Source organism: Kitasatospora sp. NPDC093679 (assembly GCF_040683455.1).
Classification (GTDB): domain Bacteria; phylum Actinomycetota; class Actinomycetes; order Streptomycetales; family Streptomycetaceae; genus Kitasatospora; species Kitasatospora arboriphila.
The window spans coordinates 106,416-125,908 of sequence record NZ_JBFBDW010000017.1 but is presented as its reverse complement, the minus strand read 5'-3'; the positions used below and the strand labels follow the sequence as shown (position 1 = coordinate 125,908).

The window sequence follows — 19,493 nt, the reverse complement described above, 5'->3', positions numbered from 1 at the left end:
CCGCGCGCCCGTCAGACAGTCATACCAGTAGGGACGAGAACCGCCTTCCCGGCGGGCCTCATGAGAACACAGGGAGCAACCGGAATGGGTTCGGTTCGCGTAGCCATCGTGGGCGTGGGCAACTGCGCCGCGTCGCTGGTGCAGGGTGTCGAGTACTACAAGGACGCCGACCCGGCCGGCAAGGTCCCCGGGCTGATGCACGTGCAGTTCGGCGACTACCACGTCCGTGACGTGGAGTTCGTCGCCGCGTTCGACGTCGACGCCAAGAAGGTCGGCTTCGACCTGGCCGACGCCATCGGCAACAGCGAGAACAACACCATCAAGATCTGCGACGTGCCGCCGACCGGCGTCACCGTGCAGCGCGGCCACACCCTGGACGGCCTGGGCAAGTACTACCTCGAGACCATCGAGGAGTCGGACGAGGCCCCGGTCGACGTCGTCCAGGTCCTCAAGGACAAGCAGGTCGACGTCCTGGTCTGCTACCTGCCCGTCGGTTCCGAGGCGGCCGCCAAGTTCTACGCCCAGTGCGCCATCGACGCCAAGGTCGCCTTCGTGAACGCCCTCCCGGTGTTCATCGCCGGCACCAAGGAGTGGGCGGACAAGTTCACCGAGGCCGGTGTGCCGATCGTCGGTGACGACATCAAGTCCCAGGTCGGCGCCACCATCACGCACCGCGTGATGGCGAAGCTCTTCGAGGACCGCGGTGTCATCCTCGAGCGCACCATGCAGCTGAACGTCGGCGGCAACATGGACTTCAAGAACATGCTCGAGCGCGAGCGCCTGGAGTCCAAGAAGATCTCCAAGACCCAGGCCGTCACCTCGCAGATCCGCGACCGCGAGCTGGGTGCGAAGAACGTCCACATCGGCCCGTCCGACTACGTCGCGTGGCTCGACGACCGCAAGTGGGCGTACGTCCGCCTCGAGGGCCGCGCCTTCGGCGACGTCCCGCTGAACCTGGAGTACAAGCTCGAGGTCTGGGACTCCCCGAACTCGGCCGGTGTCATCATCGACGCCGTGCGCGCCGCGAAGATCGCCAAGGACCGCGGCATCGGCGGCCCGATCCTCTCCGCGTCCTCCTACTTCATGAAGTCCCCGCCGGTTCAGTACTTCGACGACGAGGCCAAGGAGAACGTCGAGAAGTTCATCCGCGGCGAGGTCGAGCGCTGAACGGACGGCTCCGCACCCGGCGACGGGCGCTGATCCGCTGAGCACGCCTCCCCGAGGGGCCCCGGTCCACGACCGGGGCCCCTCGGCGTTCCCGGGTCGAGGGATGTTTCACGTGAAACCGCGCCGCCCGGCATGGCAACCTGTCCGAGTGGCGATCATCCAGAACGACGGCAGGCAGGCACCCCACCGCGCCACCCTCCGCGGGCTGCTGCGAGGGCGCGACTTCCGCCGGCTGCTGGTGGTCCGGATGCTCAGCCAGCTCTCCGACGGCACCTTCCAGGTCGCCCTCGCCGCGTACGTGATCTTCTCCCCCGAGCGGCAGTCCTCGCCCGCCGACATCGCCGCGGTGCTCGCCGTCATGCTGCTGCCCTTCTCGGTGGTCGGGCCGTTCGCCGGTGTGCTGCTCGACCGCTGGCGCCGCCGGCAGGTCCTCCACTACGGCAACCTCGCCCGGTTCGGGCTGGGCCTGGTCACCGCGGCCCTGCTGCTCGGCCGCGCCCCGGAGTGGCTGTTCTTCGCCTCCGCGCTGCTGGTCACCGCCCTCAACCGGTTCATCCTGGCCGGCCTGTCCGCCGCCCTGCCCCGGGTCGTCGACCCGGGCCAACTCGTCACCGCGAACGCCGTCTCCCCCACCCTCGGCACGGTCGCCGCCACCCTGGGCGGCGGACTCGGCTTCCTCGTCCACCAGGTGCTCCCGCCCAGCCCGCGGGCGGACGCCGCCCTGGTCGGCATCGCCGCACTGCTCTACCTCTCCGCCGCCCTGGCCGCCCTGCTGATCGACCGCGACCTGCTCGGCCCCGAGCACCACCCCGGCCGGCCACCGCTGAGCCGGGCGCTCACCACCGCCGCCCGCGACCTCGGCACGGCGCTGCGGCACCTGGTCCGCGACTGCCGCCCGGCCACCCACGCACTGGCCGCGGTCACCCTGGCCCGGTTCTGCTACGGCGTGCTGATCGTCGTGGTGCTGATGCTCTCCCGCTACACCTTCAACTCCCCCGACGACGCCGCCGGCGGCCTGACCAGCCTGGGCCGCGCGGTCGGCTTCTCCGCGGTCGGCTTCTTCCTGGCCGCGCTGGTCAGCCCGTGGTGCACGCGCCGGCTCGGACTCACCGGCTGGATGGTCACCTGCCTCGCCGCCGCGGCGGTCTTCGTCCCCGCCCTCGGCCTGTTCTTCCGCGAGTGGCCGAGCCTGGTCGCCGCCCTGCTGCTCGGCGTGGTCACCCAGGGCACCAAGATCTGTGCCGACACGCTCGTCCAGGAGTCGGTCGAGGACGACTTCCGCGGCCGGGTGTTCGCCGTCTACGACGTGCTGTTCAACGTCTCCTTCGTCGCCGCCGCCGGCGTCACCGCGGTGGTCCTGCCGCTCGACGGACGGTCCGTCGCGGTGGTCTGCGGGGTCGCCCTGACCTACGCGCTGGGCGCCCTGTACTACGCCCGGGCGGCCCGTTCCGACCGCCGCGGGCCGGGACTGACGTCCCGTCGGCCCGCCGGGAGTCGCTAAGGTACGTCCGCGTACGTCCGCGTAGCGGCGCGACCTCAAAGCCCACGGGGGGACCGATGAGCACACCGCAGAATCCGTACGGCCAGCCGCAGTACGGCGCAGCACCCCAGGGGCAGCCGCCCTACGGCGCACCGCCGCCGCCTCCGGCGTACGGCCAGCCGCCCGCCTACGGGCAGCAGCAGCCCTACGGCCAGCCTCCGGCCTACGGAGCGCCGCCCGCGTACGGACAGCAACCGCCGGCGTACGGCTACCCCGGTCCGGGGCAGCCGCCGCCCGCACCGCCCGGCGGGCCGCAGCCCCCGTACGGCGGCGGCCCCGGCCACCAGGCGCCCGCGTACCCGCCGCCGCCCGGGCCCACCGCGATGCCCGCACCGCCGAAGCCGAAGCGCCCGCTGAAGTTCTGGCTGCGCGGCGCCGTGGCGGCGGCCGGCCTGGTCGTGATCGTCATCGGCTTCTTCGTCGCCGACTCCTCGCCGTCGGCGGCCAAAGCGGGCGACTGCGTGGAGAAGACCGGCTACAAGAGCGTCTCCAAGGTGTCCTGCACCGACCCGAAGGCCACCTACAAGGTGCTGAACAACATCAGCGGCGGCAGCACGGCCGCCTGCGACGGCACCCCCGGGACGACGGCCACCTTCAGCGGCAGCACCGGCCGCCGCTGGCGGAAGAAGCACTACGTGCTGTGCCTGGGCCCGCTGACCTCCGGTTCGGTGAAGACCCCGGGCTCGGCCGCCTCGCCGAAGAAGTTCTGACCCTCGGCACCCCACGGGGCCCGGGGCGGGCTGTTCCCGCCCCCGGGCCCCGCGCCGTCAGCTCAGCAGGGCGGCCAGCTCGTCACCGTCCGCACCCTCGTCGACCGCCTGCAGCAGCAGGCGGCGGCGCCGGGCGACGGTGCGCTCGCCGTCGTCGAGGACGATCCGCTCCAGCCGGTCGACCCGGTCGGCCATCGCGTCGATCTTGCTGCTGTTCCGGCCGACCTCGACCGCCAGTGCGTTGAGCAGCGGCACCACCGCCGTGCCGACCACGTCCCGGACCACCTGCTCGGCCACCCCGGCGACCGCCGCCTGCAGCGAGCCCTCGGGCCACCGCGGAGCGTTGTCCACAGGCGGTGGGTTGTCCACCGGCGGTGCGTTGTCCACCGGCGGTACGGCGCCGTCCACAGCAGCCGGGCGGGCCGCCCGCTCGGCGTCCAGCAGGTGGCAGCGCACCTGCCGGGCGGTCTCGCTGTCCCGCAGCAGCATGGCGACGTTGAGGACGGCGCGCCTGGTGAACAGGGCTAGCGAGCGGGCGCGCGACTGAATCCCACTGACTTCCTTGAAGGAAGTCAGTCGCGCACCGGCCACCACCACGTACCCGTTGGAGGCGAGTTCGGAGCGGTGGTCGGCCACCAGGGAGTAGATCGCGTTGATCCCCACCCCGAAGTAGGCCGCCACCCCCTCGGTGGTGACGTGCACCCCGTCCGGCAGCAGTTCCAGGGCCCGCACCCGGTCGAGCGCCTCGACCCGGCCCGCGACGGTCGCCCGCATGGTCGGCGACTCCAGGAGGACTGCATCCACAGCCATGGCCGTGTCCTTCCGTCCGGGGAGGGGCGGATCCCCTCCCTCGGACGGAGCAACGCTCCGCCGAGCGGCTGGTTACGCTCGGCGATGCTCGGATGCGAGGTTCCCGGCCTTGGCCGGGCGGCTCACTGCTGGTCGGCCCACCACTCCCGCAGCGCTGCGACGGCCTCCTCGTACTCCATCGGGCCGTGCTCCAGGCGGAGTTCCATCAGGAACTTGTAGGCCCTGCCGACCTGCGGGCCGGGCTTGAGGCCGAGCAGCTCCATGATCTGGTTGCCGTCCAGCGCCGGCCGGATCGCGTCGAGCTCCTCCTGCTCCTTGAGCAGGGTGATCCGCTCCTCCAGCGAGTCGTAGGTGCGGGCGAGCGCGGCGGCCTTCTTGCGGTTGCGGGTGGTGCAGTCGGAGCGGGTCAGCTTGTGCAGGCGCTCCAGCAGCGGGCCGGCGTCGGTGACGTAGCGGCGCACCGCGGAGTCCGTCCACTCGCCGCCGCCGTAGCCGTGGAAGCGCAGGTGGAGCTCGACCAGCCGGGAGACCTCGTCCACCAGCTCGTTGGAGTACTTGAGGGCGCGCATCCGCTTGCGGGTCATCTTGGCGCCGACCACCTCGTGGTGGTGGAAGGAGACCCGGCCGTCGGACTCGAAGCGGCGGGTGCGCGGCTTGCCGATGTCGTGCAGCAGCGCGGCGAGCCGCAGGGTGAGGTCCGGGCCGTCCTGCTCCAGCGCGATCGCCTGCTCCAGGACGGTGAGCGAGTGCTCGTAGACGTCCTTGTGGCGGTGGTGCTCGTCGCTCTCCAGCCGCAGCGCGGGCAGCTCCGGCAGCACGTGCTCGGCCAGGCCCGTGTCGACCAGCAGCCGCAGGCCCTTCACCGGGTGGGCGGCGAGCAGCAGCTTGTTGAGCTCGGCCTGGACGCGCTCGGCGGAGACGATGGCGATCCGCTCGGCCATGGCGGTCATCGCGGTGACGACCTCGGGCGCGGGCGTGAAGTCCAGCTGCGCCGCGAAGCGGGCGGCGCGCATCATCCGCAGCGGGTCGTCGGAGAAGGACTCCTCGGGGGTCGCCGGGGTGCGCAGCACCCGGGCCTCCAGGTCCTCCAGGCCGCGGTGCGGGTCGACGAAGCCGCGGCCGGGCAGGTCGACGGCCATCGCGTTGACGGTGAAGTCCCGGCGGACGAGGTCCTGCTCGATGGTGTCGCCGTAGGTGACCTCGGGCTTGCGCGAGGTGCGGTCGTACGCCTCGGAGCGGTAGGTGGTGATCTCGATCAGGAAGGAGCCGTCGGCGGTGTCCTTGCGGGCGCCGACCGTGCCGAAGGCGATGCCGACGTCCCAGACCGCGTCGGCCCAGCCCTTGACCAGCTTGAGCACCTGGTGCGGGCGGGCGTCGGTGGTGAAGTCGAGGTCGTTGCCCAGCCGGCCGAGCAGCGCGTCCCGGACGGAGCCGCCGACCAGCGCCAACCGGAAGCCGGCCGACTGGAAGCGGCGGGCGATCTCGTCGGCGACCGGCGAGACCCGGAGCAGTTCCTGCAGACCGAGGGTCTGCGCCTCGCTCAGCCCGGGAAGGGCGGTCGGCGCGGTGGAACTGGAATGATGGACGCTGGAGTCATTGGCAGTGGACACGGCTCCCTAGGGTACGTGCCCGGCAGGCCGCGCCGCCCGTCCGTTTCCGCCGTGTGCGGCGCTCGGCGCCGGGGCGCGCCGGGTGCCCCTCCGGGCAGTCGGCGGCCCGCACCACCGGTCGCTCGGACACGTCGTTACCATGCCGGGGAGAGCCCGGTGCGGGCGGCGCCCGCGGGTGCTCCGGTCGGTCGGGGCTGCCCGGCGCCGGCGAGGCCTCCGGCCGGGTCCGCGATGGTCATGGCTATCCACTCATTCGATCGAGGAACGGCGAGGGCACAGCACGTGGGCGAGGCGCGGCACGGCCTGACAGCGTACGGACGCGTGGGACGGGCGGCGCGCCGCCTGGCCGCGGTGCTGGCCGGCGGCACCGTCCTGCTGTCCGCGGCGCCGTGCGCCACCGCCGCGGCCCCGGCCCGGACGGGCTTCCCGGCCGCCTCCCCGGACTACCCGGCGACCGTGCAGATCGACTCGCTCTCCGCGCCGGTGGCGGGCGACAACGCCACGGTGACGGTCACCGGCCGGGTCACCAACGCCGGGTCGTCCACGGTGAAGGCCGCGCACGTGGTGCTGCGCTCCCCCAAGGAGGAGCTGGACACCCGCAGCGCGATCAACCTGGTCGCCGGGCGCACCGGGCCGACCGGCAAGGACGGCACCGTCCTTGCCGGCCACAAGGCCGACCTCGGCGACCTCGCACCCGGCCAGTCCCGGGCGTACACCCTGCAGGTGTCGACCGCCGACCTCGGGCTCAGGACGGCCGGCGTGTACGAGCTGGCGGTGGACGTCCGCGACGCGGACGAGGACCGCCCGCTCGGCATCGCCCGCACCTTCCTGCCATTCAACACGGCGCCGAGCGGCAAGCAGACCCGGATCGCCACGCTGTGGCCGATCACCCACGCCCCCGAGCTGGTCGCCCAGACCATGCCGGACAACGACCAGATGCCGGTGCTGCGGGACGACGGCCTGGCGACCGAGCTCGCGCCGAACGGCCGGCTCGGCAAGCTGGTGAGCATCGGCCAGACCCTGCCCAACCTGACCTGGGTGGTCGACCCGGACCTGCTGGACACGGTGTACGCGATGACCAAGCCGTACCGGGTGCAGAAGCCCGGCACGGCGGGCGAGTCCGCCAAGGACGAGAACACCGTCGCCGGCACCGGCCAGAACGTCGCCGCCGCCTGGCTGGCGCAGCTGCGCACCGCGGTGGCCGCCAACGGCTCGCAGGTCGTGGCGCTGCCGTACGCCGACCCGGACCTCGCCTCGATCGCGCACAACGGCAACGGGCTGGCGGGCATGGACACCGCGCTGCGCAAGGCCTCCACCGCGGGCAAGGTGACCGCCGAGGGCCGGCTGTCGGTGGACGTGAGCGGCAACGTCGCCTGGCCGTTCCTGGGACGGCTGGACCAGGCGACCGCCGGTGTCGCCCGGACGGCCGGCGAGGACCTGGTGCTGGTGAACGGGTCGAGCATGCCGGAGTCCCGCTCGCTCTCCTACACGCCGAACGCGGTGCGCCCGATCGGCAACGGCCAGACCGCGGTGGTCGCCGACCCGGTGCTCTCCTCGCTGTTCTCCGGCGACCTCGACTCCGACCAGGCTCAGAGCCTCGCGCAGCAGCGCTTCCTGGCCGAGACGATGACGATCACCCAGCAGCGTCCGGACGACCAGCGCAGCCTGCTGGTGATGCCCTCCCGGACGCTGACGGTGGGCACCGCGGAGGCGCTCGCCGACGCCCTGCACGCGGCGGCGCAGCCCAACGGCTGGGTGGCGCCCACCCGCCTCGACGCGGTGGCCACGGCCGCCGCCGACCCGGAGGCCAACGGTTCGGTGCCGGGCGACTACCCGGGCGAGCTGCGGGGCTCCGAGCTCTCCTCGGCCGCACTGGGCTCGGTGATGGGCGTGCAGACCGGGCTGGACCAGCTGCTGCAGATCCTGACCCAGCCGCAGCGGGTGCGCGGCCCGTTCAACGCCGCCATGGTCCGCTCGATGTCCACCCAGTGGCGCGACCACGCCGAGGCGTCCGCCGCCTACCGGAACGGCGTGCGGAGCTACCTGGACAACCTCACCACGGCGGTGAAGGTGCCCGCCAAGAGCTCGATCACGCTGCCGGGCGACAACGCCATCCTGCTCGTGAGCGTCAAGAACGACCTCAACCAGGCGGTCGGCAACCTCGAACTGCGGGTCACCTCCGCGCAGGTGAACCGGCTCAACGTGGGCCAGCCCGCGACCGTGGTGCTGGACGGCACCACCAGCCGCACCTTCCGCTTCCCGGCCGAGGCGCAGGTCAACGGACCGGTGCAGATGACCGCCCAGCTGTGGACGACCGGGCCGAACGCGCAGCCGTACGGCCAGGCGGTGTCCTTCACCGTCGAGGTGACCTCGGTGGCGAGCGGCGTCATGTACGTCATCGGCGGCGGTGTGGTGCTGATGGCGCTGGCCGGCGTCCGGTTCTCGCTGCAGCGCAAGAAGCGCTCCGCGGCCGGCGAGGTCGACCTCGACCCGGAGCGGCTGCTGGAGCCCGAGGACACCGAGGCCGGGGCCGACGACTCGGCGCCCGCGGGCGGCACCGCGGAGACCGCCCCGGGGAGCGCCGCGGAAGCGGTCGCCGCGACCGGTCCGGAGGGGGCCGGGGAGCCGTCCGACTCCACGCCGGAGAGCGCCTCAGATGCCCGGGATCGGGCCACCGGTGATGAGAAGGTTGGTCACTGAGGGAACCCCGTCCGGGCTCCACCGACCAGCGAAGAGGTGGCATGAGCAGCGGTCCGCGCGAGGAGCGAGCACAGGGCCGGGGCGGCCCCGGCAGCACGGGCGGGCCGAAGGCCGCCGAACCCGCCACCGACTGGTACGTGGACGACACCTACGCCCGTGATCCGCACGCGGGCGACGCCTTCGGCAGCGCGGCGGAGCACGATCCGTACGGGCTTGCCGCCGCCGAGGCCGCGGCCCTGCCGCCGCAGCCCGGCCCCCAGCCCGCCGAGGCGCAGCCGGCGGTCCTCGGCGCCCCCGTCCCGCACTGGGCCGGGACCCCGGTGCCGACCGCGGCGGAGCCGCCCGCCCGGAACGGCGGGAGCCACGAGGGGAACGACGGCGGCGGGGACGACGCGGACCCCGACGCGGACGGGGCCGGCGAGACCGGGGCCGACGCCGAAGCCCGGGCGGAGGCCGAGGCGGAGGCCGCCGACTACCTGAGCGTCGACGCGCTGCTGAGCGGCGACCGCAGCGCCCCCGAGCCGCTGCCCTTCGTCCCGGCGATCGAGTTCGACCCGCCGCTCACCGCGGAGGAGGCGAGCCTGCACGAGGCGCTCGCCGAGGGCGGCCCCCAGGGCACCTCCGCAGGCCCGCCGCCCACCGCCCCACCGCCCGCCGGCCCACCGCCCGCAGCCCCGCCGGCCGCTCCCCCGCCCACGACCGCGCCCGCCCCGGCGGCGGGCAGGGTCGCCGGCCTGGTCAACTCCAGTGCGCTGATGGCCGCCGGCACGCTCGTCTCCCGCGGCACCGGCTTCCTGCGCACGATGGTGATCGCCGCCGCGATCGGCGTCGGCACCATGGGCGACTCGTACAACGCCGCCAACACCCTGCCGACCCTGCTCTACATCCTGATCGGCGGCGGCGCGCTCAACGCCGTCTTCGTGCCGCAGCTCGTCCGCAGCATGAAGAACGACGAGGACGGCGGCACCGCCTACGCCAACCGGCTGCTCACCCTGGTCGTCTGCGGGCTGGCGGGCGTGGCGGCGGTGGCCGTGATCGCCGCGCCGCTGCTCGTGCAGCTGATCTCGCACTCGCTGATGCGCGACCCCGCCAGTGCGGAGACCACCGTCGCCCTGGCCCGGTACTGCCTGCCGACCATGTTCTTCATGGGCGTGCACGTGGTGATGGGCCAGATCCTCAACGCCCGCGGCCGGTTCGGGGCGATGATGTGGACGCCGGTGCTCAACAACCTGGTGGTGATCTCCACCTTCGGCGCCTACATCTGGGTCTACGGCACCTTCCAGCACAGCCAGGTGACGCCGCAGACGATCGCCCCCGAAGGCGTCCGGCTGCTCGGCGTCGGCACCCTGCTGGGCCTGGCCGTCCAGGCGCTGTCGATGATCCCCTACCTGCGGGCCGCCGGGTTCTCGTTCAGGCCCCGCTTCGACTGGCGCGGCCACGGCCTGGGCAAGGCCGCCCGGCTGGCCAAGTGGACCTTCCTGTTCGTGCTGGCCAACCAGGCGGGCTTCCTGGTCGTCACCCAGCTCGCCACCGCCGCCGGCGCCGCGGCCGAGGAGGACGGCCACCTGGGCGTCGGCCTCGCCGCGTACTCCAACGCGCTGCTGATCTGGCAGCTGCCGATGGCCGTGGTGACGGTCTCGGTGATGAGCGCGGTGCTGCCCCGGCTCTCCCGGGCGGCCGCCGACCACGACGGCGGCGCCGTCCGGGACGACCTGTCGTACGGACTGCGCACCTCCGCGGTGGCGATCGTCCCGGCCGCCTTCCTCTTCCTCTCGCTCGGCCCGGTGATCGGCTACGCCGTCTACGGCCTCGGCAACGGCGGCTCGTCCGCCCACGGCGCCCTGTCGATCGGCTACATGCTGTCGGCGTTCGCGCTCGGTCTGATCCCCTACTCCGTGCAGTACGTGCTGCTGCGCGGCTTCTACGCCTACGAGGACACCCGGACCCCGTTCTCCAACACCGTCTGGGTGGCCGCCTGCCAGGCCGCGACCGCGGTGCTCTGCTGGCTGGTGCTGCCCGCCCAGTGGGCGGTCACCGGCATGGCGCTCTGCTACGGCGCCTCGTACGCGGTCGGCGTCGCCGTCGCGGTACCCCGGCTGAAGGCCCGGATCGGCGGCCTGGACACCGGCCGGATCGGCCGCACCTACGTCCGTCTGGCGATCGCCTCGCTGCCGGCCGCCGCCTTCGGGCTCGCCGTCGAGCTGGTGATGCTCGACCTGCTGGACGGCTGGCCGGCCGGGGTGCTGACCCTGGTGCTCGCCGCTTCGGTGCAGACCGGTACCTTCCTGCTGGTCGCCCGGCGGATGCGCATCGAGGAGCTGAACGCGATGCTCGGCATGGTGCGCAGCCGGCTCGGCCGCTGAGCATGACATAACGTCAACCCGACGCGGCCCGAGCGGCTGCGCCGAGGGGGGACCCCGATGACGGGCCGTCCACCGGATCGCGGATGATTGCGCAACCGGTCGGGCGGCCCAGCGGTCGTACCAGGGGAGGATCAGTGGGCACAATTGTCCTGGCGGACCCGGCGGCCGGGCGGACGGGCAGACCGGATTCTCAGGACCGGGCCGGAACTAAGGGGAGGCAGGACCACGGTGGCTGATGGCACCAAGGCGGTCGTCGACACGTCCGTCGCGGACGGGGCGGCGCTGGCCATGGCAATCGAGGACGTCGAGCCCGAGGACGGCACCGCGGCCGACGGGCACGGTGCCACGGACGGGACCCCTGACGCCGCCTCGGACGCCTCTGACGCCGTCTCCGCCCCCGCCGCAGCCACCACCCGCGGCAAGGGCCCCGAGAGCCCCTCCGAGGCCGCTCAGCAGCCCTCCGGGGCCGCTGACGACGCCGGCGGCACGGAGGTCGGCAAGGCCGCCTCCGAGGCCGTCGAGGCGGCCGTGACGGCCCGTGAGCCCGCCTCCGGTGCCGACCGTGCCACCGGCGCCCCCGCGACTGCCTCGGACACGGCGGACGCGGCGCCCGCGGACGACGCCGGGGAGTCCACCGCCCAGCTCTCCGCCGCCGAGCTCGCCGCCGAACTCACCGCCCGGGGAGCCGCCGCCCCGGCCCGCCGCCCCTCCCGCTCCGGCCGCCCCGCCCCGCAGGCCCCGGCCCGCGAGGACCGACCCGTCGTCAGCACCGAGACCCTGGACGCCGACACCGGCACCCTCCCGGCCGCCAAGCCGGCCCCCCTGCGGCACAGCGGCGACAAGATCGGCGGCCGCTACCGGCTGGAGGAGTGCATCACCCAGTCGGAGACCTTCAGCAGCTGGCGCGCGGTCGACGAGAAGCTCCGCCGCGCGGTCGGCGTGCACCTGATGGCGGCCGGCCACCGGCGTGCCAAGGCGGTGCTGACCGCCGCCCGCGCCGCCGCCCTGCTCAACGACCCGCGCTTCGTCCAGGTCCTCGACGCCGTCCAGGAGGGCGACCTGGTCTACGTCGTCCGCGAGTGGCTGCCGGACGCCTCCGACCTGGCCCACCTGCTGGCCGACGGCCCGATGGAGCCCTACGACGCGTACCAGATGGTCCGTCAGGTCACCGACGCGGTCGCCGCCGCCCACCGCCGCGGCCAGGCCCACCTGCGGCTCACCCCGCGCTGCGTGCTGCGCACCGACACCGGCCAGTACCGGATCAACGGCATCGCGGTGGACGCCGCCCTGCGCGGTCTGCCCACCGAGGAGGCCGAGCGCACCGACACCCGCGCGATCGGCGCCCTGCTGTTCGCCGCGCTCACCCACCGCTGGCCGTACCCCGAGGACCGCTACGACCTGCGGGGCATGCCCAAGAGCCTCGGCTGCGTGCCGCCGGACCAGGTCCGGGCCGGCGTCCACAAGGGCCTGTCCGAGCTGGCCGCCCGGGCCCTGTGCGAGCACCCTCCGCACCACCAGGACCCGATCGCCACCCCCGAGCAGTTCGCCAAGGCGATCGCGCTCATGCCCAAGGTCCGACAGCCCGAGCAGCCGGCCCCGGCGTTCACCGCCAAGCCGAAGCCCCAGCCGCAGCCGGCCCAGCACGGCGCGGCCGCGCACACCGCCGTGCTCCAGCCCCCGCACGCCCGGCCGCCGCACACCGCCCACCCGGACCCCGTGCCGGCCCCGCGCCCCCGGCGCCGCCGCCGGCTGGTGCGCACCGCCCTGCGGACCACCGCCTCGCTGGTGGCACTGGCCGCGATCGTGGTCGGTTCCTGGCAGGGCGTCGAGTACCTGAACAAGTCGAAGAACGGGCAGGCCGACGCCCCGCCGGCCCAGCAGTCCAGCGCTCCGCCGGCCCAGCAGCAGTCCGGTGCGCCGCTCTCGGGCGTCACCCTCGACTACACCCCGACCTCGTTCAACGCCTTCGGCGACCGCAAGGACGAGCACGCCTCGGCGCTGCCGCTCCTCAAGGACGGCAAGGCCGACACCGCCTGGACGACCCAGAGCTACAACGACCCGTTCGGCGGCGGCTACCGGCCCGGCACGGGTCTGCTGCTCGACCTCGGCTCGGCCCGCCCCGTCGGCTCGGTCGTCGTCAAGCTCGCCGGCGGCGCCCACACCGTCGAGCTGAAGGCGCTGCCCGGCGCCACCTCGGCCCCGCAGATCAGCAAGGCCGGCTTCGAGAGCTTCGGCGACGCGATCGCCTCCGGCACCAGCAGCAACGAGCTCCAGCTGAAGCCCAAGAAGCCGGTCACCACCCGCTTCCTCTTGATCTGGCTGACCGCCATCCCCAACGATGGGAGCGACTACAAGGGCCAGGTGGCCGAGATCACGGTCAACGGCTGAACGAGGACGGACAGGGGGTGGCGGACATGGCGGAGGAGCCGTCCGACGCCGATCTCCTGGCCCGGCACGCGGCCGGGGACCCGGACGCCTTCGGCCTCCTCGTCCGGCGCCACCGGGACCGCCTGTGGGCGGTCGCCCTGCGCACCCTCGGCGACCGCGAGGAGGCCGCCGACGCCCTCCAGGACGCCCTGGTCTCCGCACTCCGCGCCGCCCACACCTTCCAGGGGCGCTCCCAGGTCACCACCTGGCTGCATCGGATCGTGGTCAACGCCTGCCTCGACCGGGCCCGCCGGGCCGCCTCCCGCCGCGCCGGCTCGCTGGACGAGGACCCGCAGCGCCTCGACGCCGCCCTCGGCAGCGCCGAGGCCACCGACAGCGTGGTGGTCCGCGCCGAACTGCGCCGCGAGGTCGCCGAGGCACTGACCGCCCTGCCGGCCGAACAACGGGCCGCCCTCGTCCTGGTCGACATGCAGGGGTACCCGGTCGCCGAGGCGGCCGAGGTGCTGGGCGTACCGGTCGGCACGGTGAAGAGCCGCTGCGCCCGCGGCCGGGCCCGTCTGCTGCCACTGGTCCGCCATCTGCGCGGCGACGCCGTTTCACGTGAAACGGCGGAGGAGGACGGCCCGGCCCGTAGCACCCGCACGGATGTTTCACGTGAAACGCCGCCCCGCGGGAACCCGTCCGGCACCCGCACCGTCCCAGCTACGGACGCCGCCGGGCGCCGCAGCGTGGTGGAAGGAGATGCGACCAAGCGATGACGCCGCACCCGCCTTCCACGCCGTCCGCCCCGGACCCCGGACACCCGGACGTCGAGGCACTGGCCGACCTCGCCGAGCAGCTGACCGACCCCGCCGACGAACCGGCCCTCCGGCGCCACCTCGCGGGCTGCGCCGAGTGCGCGGACACCTTCACGGCCCTCGCCGAGGTGCGGGAGCTGCTGGGCGAGGTGGAGGCGCCGCCGATGCCCGCCGACGTCGCCGAACGGATCGACGCCGCCCTGGCCGCGGCCCGCACCGAACCGGCCGCCGCCACGACGCCGGCTGTCGACCGCCCCGCCACGGCTCCCGGTGGTCCCGGTGCCGCCTCGCCCTCCGCCGGACGGCCCGCCGGCGGCACCCGGCCGGGCAACGGCGGACCGGGCCGCGGGCGGCGCCCCCGACGCCGCGTCCGCCTCCTGCTGGCCACCGTCACGGCCGCCGCCGCGATCGGCTTCGGCGCGCTGCTGCTCCCGCTCTCCACGACCGGCGGCGGCACCGCGGGGGCCCCCGCCGACAGCGCCGCCCGGCCCGCCGCGGGCTCCGCCCAGAAGCCCGCGCTCACCGCGGGCACCGCCTTCCAGGACGGCACCCTGGCCGCCCAGGCCCAGCAGCTGGTCCGCGCCGCCTCTGCCGCCCCCGGCAGCTCGAAGACGCCCGAGGGGCTCGCCCAGCCGGACCGCGACGGATCCCCCGCCGGTGCCGGTGCGCCGTCCTGCGCCGCGGCCCTCACCGGGCAGGGTGACCGGACACCGCTCGCCGTCGCCGGCGGCCGGTACGGCTCCACGGCCGTCACCGCCCTGGTGTACCCCGACGGCTCCGACCGGCTGGACGTCTACCTGATCACCCCGGACTGCTCGGCCCCCGGCGTCGTGCTCCACCGGACGGTCCCCGCGGGCTGACCGGGCCGACCGCCCCGGCCCGGAACACCCGGCATCGGGTACCGGGAACGGCCACCCATCGGAACATCCGCTCCCACAGTGCGGGCATGTGACACAGCCGGGCCCGGGAATGCGGGAGACTGGTCAGTCGTTGTCCCGGGCGGCGGAGCAAGACCGCCCTCCCCGCCCCAGCGCGGGTCGCGAAGCGAACCAGGAGATGCAGTGAGCGACGTCCGTAACGTGATCATCATCGGTTCCGGCCCCGCCGGATACACCGCTGCGCTGTACACCGCGCGCGCCTCCCTGAAGCCGCTGGTCTTCGAGGGCGCCGTCACCGCGGGCGGCGCGCTGATGAACACCACCGAGGTCGAGAACTTCCCCGGCCACCGCGACGGCATCATGGGCCCCGAGCTCATGGACAACATGCGCGCGCAGGCCGAGAAGTTCGGCGCCGAGCTCGTCCCGGACGACATCGTCGCCGTCGACCTCACCGGCGACGTCAAGACCGTCACCGACTCCGAGGGCACCGTCCATCGCGCCCGCGCCGTGATCGTCGCCACCGGCTCCCAGCACCGCAAGCTGGGCCTGCCCCGCGAGGACGTCCTGTCCGGGCGCGGTGTCTCCTGGTGCGCCACCTGCGACGGCTTCTTCTTCCGCGACCAGGACATCGCCGTGGTCGGCGGCGGCGACACCGCCCTGGAGGAGGCCACCTTCCTCTCGCGCTTCGCCCGCAGCGTCACCGTCGTGCACCGCCGCGACAGCCTGCGCGCCTCCAAGGCCATGCAGGAGCGCGCCTTCGCCGACCCGAAGATCACCTTCGCCTGGGACAGCGCCGTCCAGGAGATCCACGGCGACCCGAAGCTGACCGGCCTCACCCTGCGCGACACCACCACCGGCGAGATGCGCGAGCTGCCGGTCACCGGCCTGTTCATCGCGATCGGCCACGACCCGCGCACCGAGCTCTTCACCGGCCAGCTCGACCTGGACGCCGAGGGCTACCTCAAGGTGGAATCCCCCTCCACCCGGACGAACATCCCCGGCGTCTTCGGCGCCGGCGACGTGGTCGACCACACCTACCGCCAGGCCATCACCGCCGCCGGCACCGGCTGCTCCGCCGCCCTGGACGCCGAGCGCTACCTCGCCTCGCTCGCCGACCTGGAGGCCCAGGCCGCGGCCGTCGCGGTCTGACGCCGCCGAGGCCACGAGGCCTCGAAGGCCCCCGAAACAGAACAGCCCTCGCGGTTGTTGTCCCTACCGAAGGTGCCGAGCCGCCGCCCGGGCGGCGAGGCACCGCCTCGTCCGTGACCCCAAGGAGAGTTCCGTGGCCGGCGCCACCATCACCGTGACCGACGCGACCTTCGACGCCGAGGTGCTCAAGAGCGACAAGCCCGTCCTGGTCGACTTCTGGGCCACCTGGTGCGGCCCGTGCCGCCAGGTCGCTCCGATCCTGGAGGAGATCGCCGCCGAGCACAGCGACAAGCTGACCATCGCCAAGCTCGACGTCGACAACAACCAGGAGACCGCTGCCGCCTACAACGTCATCTCGATCCCGACGCTCAACGTGTACCAGAACGGCGAGCTGGTGAAGACCATCACCGGCGCCCGCCCGAAGGCCGCGCTGCTGCGCGAGCTGGCCGACTTCATCTGAGTCGCCGCCCGCCTGCCGGCCGCTGAGGGCCCCCGGACGATCCGGGGGCCCTCCGGCGTTTCCCGGCCCCTTCCGGCACGGCTCAGAACGGCCGCAGCGCCGGCTCCTTCCGGGCTCCGCCCAGCAGCCGTTCCAGTGCCCCCTCGACGTCGCTGCGCCAGGACAGCGTGCTCCTGGCCTCCAGCCGCAGCCGCGGGTAGCGGTGGTGCGGCCGTACGGTCTTGAAGCCCACCGCCAGCAGGTGGTCGGCGGGCAGCACGCAGCTCGGCGTCGGGCGACCCACCGCCCCGAACGCCTCGATCGCTCGGAAGCCCCTGCGGAGCACGTCCTTGGCGACCGCCTGGACCAGCACCCGGCCGAGTCCCTGCCGCTGGTAGCCGGGCACCACCCGGCTCACCATCAGCTGCACGGCGTCCGAGGACACCGGGCTGGTCGGGAACGACTGCGAGCGCGGCACGTACGCCGCCGGTGCGAAGAGCACGAAGCCCGCCGGGACGTCGTCCACGTAGACGATGCGTCCGCAGGAGCCCCACTCCAGCAGCACCGCAGAGATCCACCCCTCCTTCTCCAACTCCCCCTTGCCCCCGTCCACCGCTGCCCGTCCGCTGACCGGGTCGAGTTCCCAGAACACGCACGAGCGGCAGCCGTCCGGCAGGTCGGCCAGGTTGTCCAGCGTCAGCGGAGCGAGTCTGCGACCCACGCCCCACACACCTCCTCCGGCTCGGTCCCACACCACGAGCTTGCTCCGAAAAACGCGAGGGGTGCACGTTTCACGTGAAACATGCACCCGCTCGTCCGATTCTCGGTGGGCCTCCGGTCAGCCCTGGGAGAGCCGCAGCCCCTCCTCGCCCGGGGCGAGGCTGTCCAGGATCCGGTTCAGGTCCTCGACCGAACCGAACTCCAGCACCACCTTGCCCTTGCCGAGCTTGCCGCCGCGCTGCGAGACCTCGACCTTCACCCGGGTCTCGAACCGGTCGGAGAGCCGGCCCGCCAGGTCGTCGAAGGCCGGCGAGAGGATCCGCCCGGCCTTGGGGGCGGCGGCCTTCTTCGGCTTCTCCTCCCGCTCCATGAGCGAGACGATCTCCTCGGTGGTCCGCACCGAGAGTCCCTCCGCGACGATCCGTCCGGCCAGGTTGTCCTGCCGTTCGGCGTCCCGGATCCCGAGCAGCGCCCGCGCGTGGCCGGCGCTCAGCACCCCGGCCGCGACCCGTCGCTGCACCGCCGGGGAGAGCCGCATCAGCCGCAGCGTGTTGGAGACGTGCGACCGCGAGCGGCCGATCCGGTCGGCCAGCTCGTCGTGGGTGCAGGAGAAGTCCCGCAGCAGCTGGTCGTAGGCGGCAGCCTCCTCCAGCGGGTTCAACTCCGCCCGGTGCAGGTTCTCCAGCAGCGCGTCCAGCAGCAGCTTGTCGTCCTCGGTGTCCCGGACGATCGCCGGGATCACCGCGAGACCGGCCTCCCGGGAAGCCCGCCAGCGGCGCTCGCCCATGATGAGCTCGAAGCGTTCCGGGCCGACCTGGCGGACGACCACCGGCTGCAGCAGGCCCACCTCCTTGATGGAGGTGACCAGCTCGTCGAGCTTCGCTTCGTCGAAGACCTCGCGCGGCTGCCGGGGATTGGGCGTGATCGCGTCCAGCGGCAGCTCGGCGAAGCGAGCCCCGTCCACCGGCGCCAGCGCCGCCTCCGGGACGCTCCGCGCATGGGCCTCGCCCGCCAGCTCCCGCAGGCTCTCCGCGGCGGCCTTCGCCGCCACCGTGCCTCGGCCGGTCGGCAGGACCGGCACGGCCACCGGGGTCACCGACCCCGCGGTCGCGGCCGGGACGGCCGTCGGCGCCCCTGCCGCCGGGGTGGCGGCCGGGATCAGCGCCCCCAGACCCCGTCCCAGTCCTCTGCGCCCACCACTCACCGGTTGCCCTCCATCGTGCCGTGCTGTGCCGTCGCGGCGGTCGCCGCCGCGGCCGCCGTCCGCTGCTGCCCGACCGCACCGTAACCGGCCGGGGCACCGGGCGCGAAACCGCCCTCCGCGGACCGCAGCGCGATCTCCCGGGCGGCCTCCAGGTAGGAGAGCGCGCCCGTGGAACCGGGATCGTAGGTGAGCACGGTCTGCCCGTAGCTGGGCGCCTCGGAGATCCGGACCGAGCGCGGGATGGCCGTCCGCAGCACCTCGTGCTCGAAGTGCGTCCGGACCTCCTCCGCGACCTGGGCCGCCAGCCGGGTGCGGGCGTCGTACATGGTGAGCAGGATCGTGGAGACGTGCAGCGCCGGGTTGAGGTGGGCGCGCACCAGCTCGACGTTGCGCAGCAGCTGCCCGAGGCCCTCCAGCGCGTAGTACTCGCACTGGATCGGGATCAGCACCTCCTGGCCGGCGACCAGGGCGTTGACGGTCAGCAGGCCGAGCGAGGGCGGGCAGTCGATCAGGACGTAGTCCAGCGGCTGCTCGTACGCGGCGATCGCGCGCTGCAGGCGGCTCTCGCGGGCCACCAGCGAGACGAGCTCGATCTCCGCACCGGCCAGGTCGATGGTGGCCGGGCAACAGAACAGCCCCTCCACGTCCACCACCGGCTGGACGACGTCGGCGAGCGGCTTGCCCTCGACCAGGACGTCGTAGATCGACGGCACCTCCGCGTGGTGGTCGATGCCGAGCGCGGTGGAGGCGTTGCCCTGCGGGTCGAGGTCGACGACCAGCACCCGCAGCCCGTGCATCGCCAGGCCGGCGGCCAGGTTGACGGTCGTGGTGGTCTTGCCCACCCCGCCCTTCTGGTTGGCCACCACGATCACCCGGGTGCTGGCCGGCCTGGGCAGCCCCTCCCCGGCCCGCCCGATGGCCTGCACCGCGGCCTGGGCGGCGCGCGCGATCGGCGTGTCGTCGATCTGGTGAATGGTCTCGGAGTCCCGCATGGGGGTCAGTGTTTCACGTGAAACCG

General features: G+C 73.7%; 15 protein-coding genes. 10 read left to right on the top strand and 5 right to left on the bottom strand.

Going from position 1 to position 19,493, the window contains the following annotated elements; translation table 11 throughout:
* Positions 1–84: 84 nt before the first annotated feature.
* The 3 genes from AB0O09_RS17000 (at position 85) to AB0O09_RS16990 (ending at position 3,417) form a co-directional block, all read left to right on the top strand.
* A complete protein-coding gene (locus AB0O09_RS17000; protein WP_263104417.1) occupies positions 85–1,167 on the top strand; it encodes an inositol-3-phosphate synthase in 1,083 nt (360 codons plus the stop codon).
* A 148-nt stretch (positions 1,168–1,315) separates the two neighbouring features.
* Positions 1,316–2,668 (top strand): MFS transporter, encoded by a 1,353-nt coding sequence (locus AB0O09_RS16995; protein ID WP_363542449.1) that lies wholly within the window; start codon positions 1,316–1,318, stop codon positions 2,666–2,668.
* Between the two features lie 56 nt (positions 2,669–2,724).
* A complete protein-coding gene (locus AB0O09_RS16990; RefSeq protein WP_363542448.1) occupies positions 2,725–3,417 on the top strand; it encodes a hypothetical protein in 693 nt (230 codons plus the stop codon).
* A 57-nt stretch (positions 3,418–3,474) separates the two neighbouring features.
* Here AB0O09_RS16990 and AB0O09_RS16985 read toward each other — a convergent pair whose 3' ends face one another.
* Together AB0O09_RS16985 and AB0O09_RS16980 are read right to left on the bottom strand one after the other, a co-directional pair.
* The gene (locus AB0O09_RS16985) at positions 3,475–4,227 is read right to left on the bottom strand and encodes a restriction endonuclease (protein WP_363542447.1); all 753 of its coding nucleotides are present in this window, start codon (positions 4,225–4,227) and stop codon (positions 3,475–3,477) included.
* A 122-nt stretch (positions 4,228–4,349) separates the two neighbouring features.
* Positions 4,350–5,771 carry a CCA tRNA nucleotidyltransferase gene (locus tag AB0O09_RS16980; protein ID WP_363542467.1) on the bottom strand — a complete coding sequence of 474 codons (1,422 nt, stop codon included), beginning with the start codon at positions 5,769–5,771 and terminating at the stop codon, positions 4,350–4,352.
* Between the two features lie 387 nt (positions 5,772–6,158).
* Between AB0O09_RS16980 and AB0O09_RS16975 the strand changes: the two genes are divergently transcribed.
* The 7 genes from AB0O09_RS16975 (at position 6,159) to trxA (ending at position 16,572) form a co-directional block, all read left to right on the top strand.
* Positions 6,159–8,537 carry a DUF6049 family protein gene (locus AB0O09_RS16975; RefSeq protein WP_363542446.1) on the top strand — a complete coding sequence of 793 codons (2,379 nt, stop codon included), beginning with the start codon at positions 6,159–6,161 and terminating at the stop codon, positions 8,535–8,537.
* A gap of 41 nt (positions 8,538–8,578) precedes the next feature.
* Entirely contained in the window at positions 8,579–10,900 is a 2,322-nt protein-coding gene (gene murJ, locus AB0O09_RS16970) for a murein biosynthesis integral membrane protein MurJ (RefSeq protein WP_363542445.1), read from the top strand.
* 228 nt (positions 10,901–11,128) lie between these two features.
* The gene (locus AB0O09_RS16965; RefSeq protein ID WP_363542444.1) at positions 11,129–13,288 is read left to right on the top strand and encodes a protein kinase family protein; all 2,160 of its coding nucleotides are present in this window, start codon (positions 11,129–11,131) and stop codon (positions 13,286–13,288) included.
* Positions 13,289–13,314: 26 nt separating this feature from the next.
* Positions 13,315–14,046, top strand: a complete 732-nt coding sequence (gene sigM, locus AB0O09_RS16960; RefSeq protein ID WP_363542443.1) for an RNA polymerase sigma factor SigM — start codon at positions 13,315–13,317, stop codon at positions 14,044–14,046.
* Positions 14,043–14,945: a hypothetical protein gene (locus AB0O09_RS16955; RefSeq protein WP_363542442.1), complete on the top strand. Its 903-nt coding sequence runs from the start codon at positions 14,043–14,045 to the stop codon at positions 14,943–14,945. Before sigM ends, AB0O09_RS16955 begins: the two co-directional genes overlap by 4 nt.
* A gap of 201 nt (positions 14,946–15,146) precedes the next feature.
* On the top strand, positions 15,147–16,112 hold the full coding sequence (trxB, locus tag AB0O09_RS16950; RefSeq protein WP_363542441.1) for a thioredoxin-disulfide reductase: 966 nt from the start codon (positions 15,147–15,149) through the stop codon (positions 16,110–16,112).
* Positions 16,113–16,245: 133 nt separating this feature from the next.
* A complete protein-coding gene (trxA, locus tag AB0O09_RS16945; protein WP_263104408.1) occupies positions 16,246–16,572 on the top strand; it encodes a thioredoxin in 327 nt (108 codons plus the stop codon).
* An 82-nt stretch (positions 16,573–16,654) separates the two neighbouring features.
* On the opposite strand, the gene AB0O09_RS16940 is transcribed toward trxA, so the two are convergent.
* The 3 genes from AB0O09_RS16940 to AB0O09_RS16930 all read right to left on the bottom strand — a co-directional run bounded on the left by AB0O09_RS16940 (position 16,655) and on the right by AB0O09_RS16930 (position 19,440).
* Positions 16,655–17,272, bottom strand: a complete 618-nt coding sequence (locus AB0O09_RS16940; protein ID WP_344623009.1) for a GNAT family N-acetyltransferase — start codon at positions 17,270–17,272, stop codon at positions 16,655–16,657.
* 117 nt (positions 17,273–17,389) lie between these two features.
* Positions 17,390–18,475: a ParB/RepB/Spo0J family partition protein gene (locus AB0O09_RS16935; protein WP_363542440.1), complete on the bottom strand. Its 1,086-nt coding sequence runs from the start codon at positions 18,473–18,475 to the stop codon at positions 17,390–17,392.
* Entirely contained in the window at positions 18,472–19,440 is a 969-nt protein-coding gene (locus tag AB0O09_RS16930) for a ParA family protein (protein WP_363542466.1), read from the bottom strand. Before AB0O09_RS16930 ends, AB0O09_RS16935 begins: the two co-directional genes overlap by 4 nt.
* Positions 19,441–19,493: the final 53 nt, after the last annotated feature.

Bases quoted from the DNA above. Each gene is read 5' to 3' on its own strand.
- AB0O09_RS16985 (WP_363542447.1), bottom strand. From the start codon at position 4,227: ATGGCTGTGGATGCAGTCCTCCTGGAGTCGCCGACCATGCGGGCGACC.
- AB0O09_RS17000 (WP_263104417.1), top strand. From the start codon at position 85: ATGGGTTCGGTTCGCGTAGCCATCGTGGGCGTGGGCAACTGCGCCGCG.
- sigM (WP_363542443.1), top strand. From the start codon at position 13,315: ATGGCGGAGGAGCCGTCCGACGCCGATCTCCTGGCCCGGCACGCGGCC.
- AB0O09_RS16990 (WP_363542448.1), top strand. From the start codon at position 2,725: ATGAGCACACCGCAGAATCCGTACGGCCAGCCGCAGTACGGCGCAGCA.
- AB0O09_RS16955 (WP_363542442.1), top strand. From the start codon at position 14,043: ATGACGCCGCACCCGCCTTCCACGCCGTCCGCCCCGGACCCCGGACAC.
- murJ (WP_363542445.1), top strand. From the start codon at position 8,579: ATGAGCAGCGGTCCGCGCGAGGAGCGAGCACAGGGCCGGGGCGGCCCC.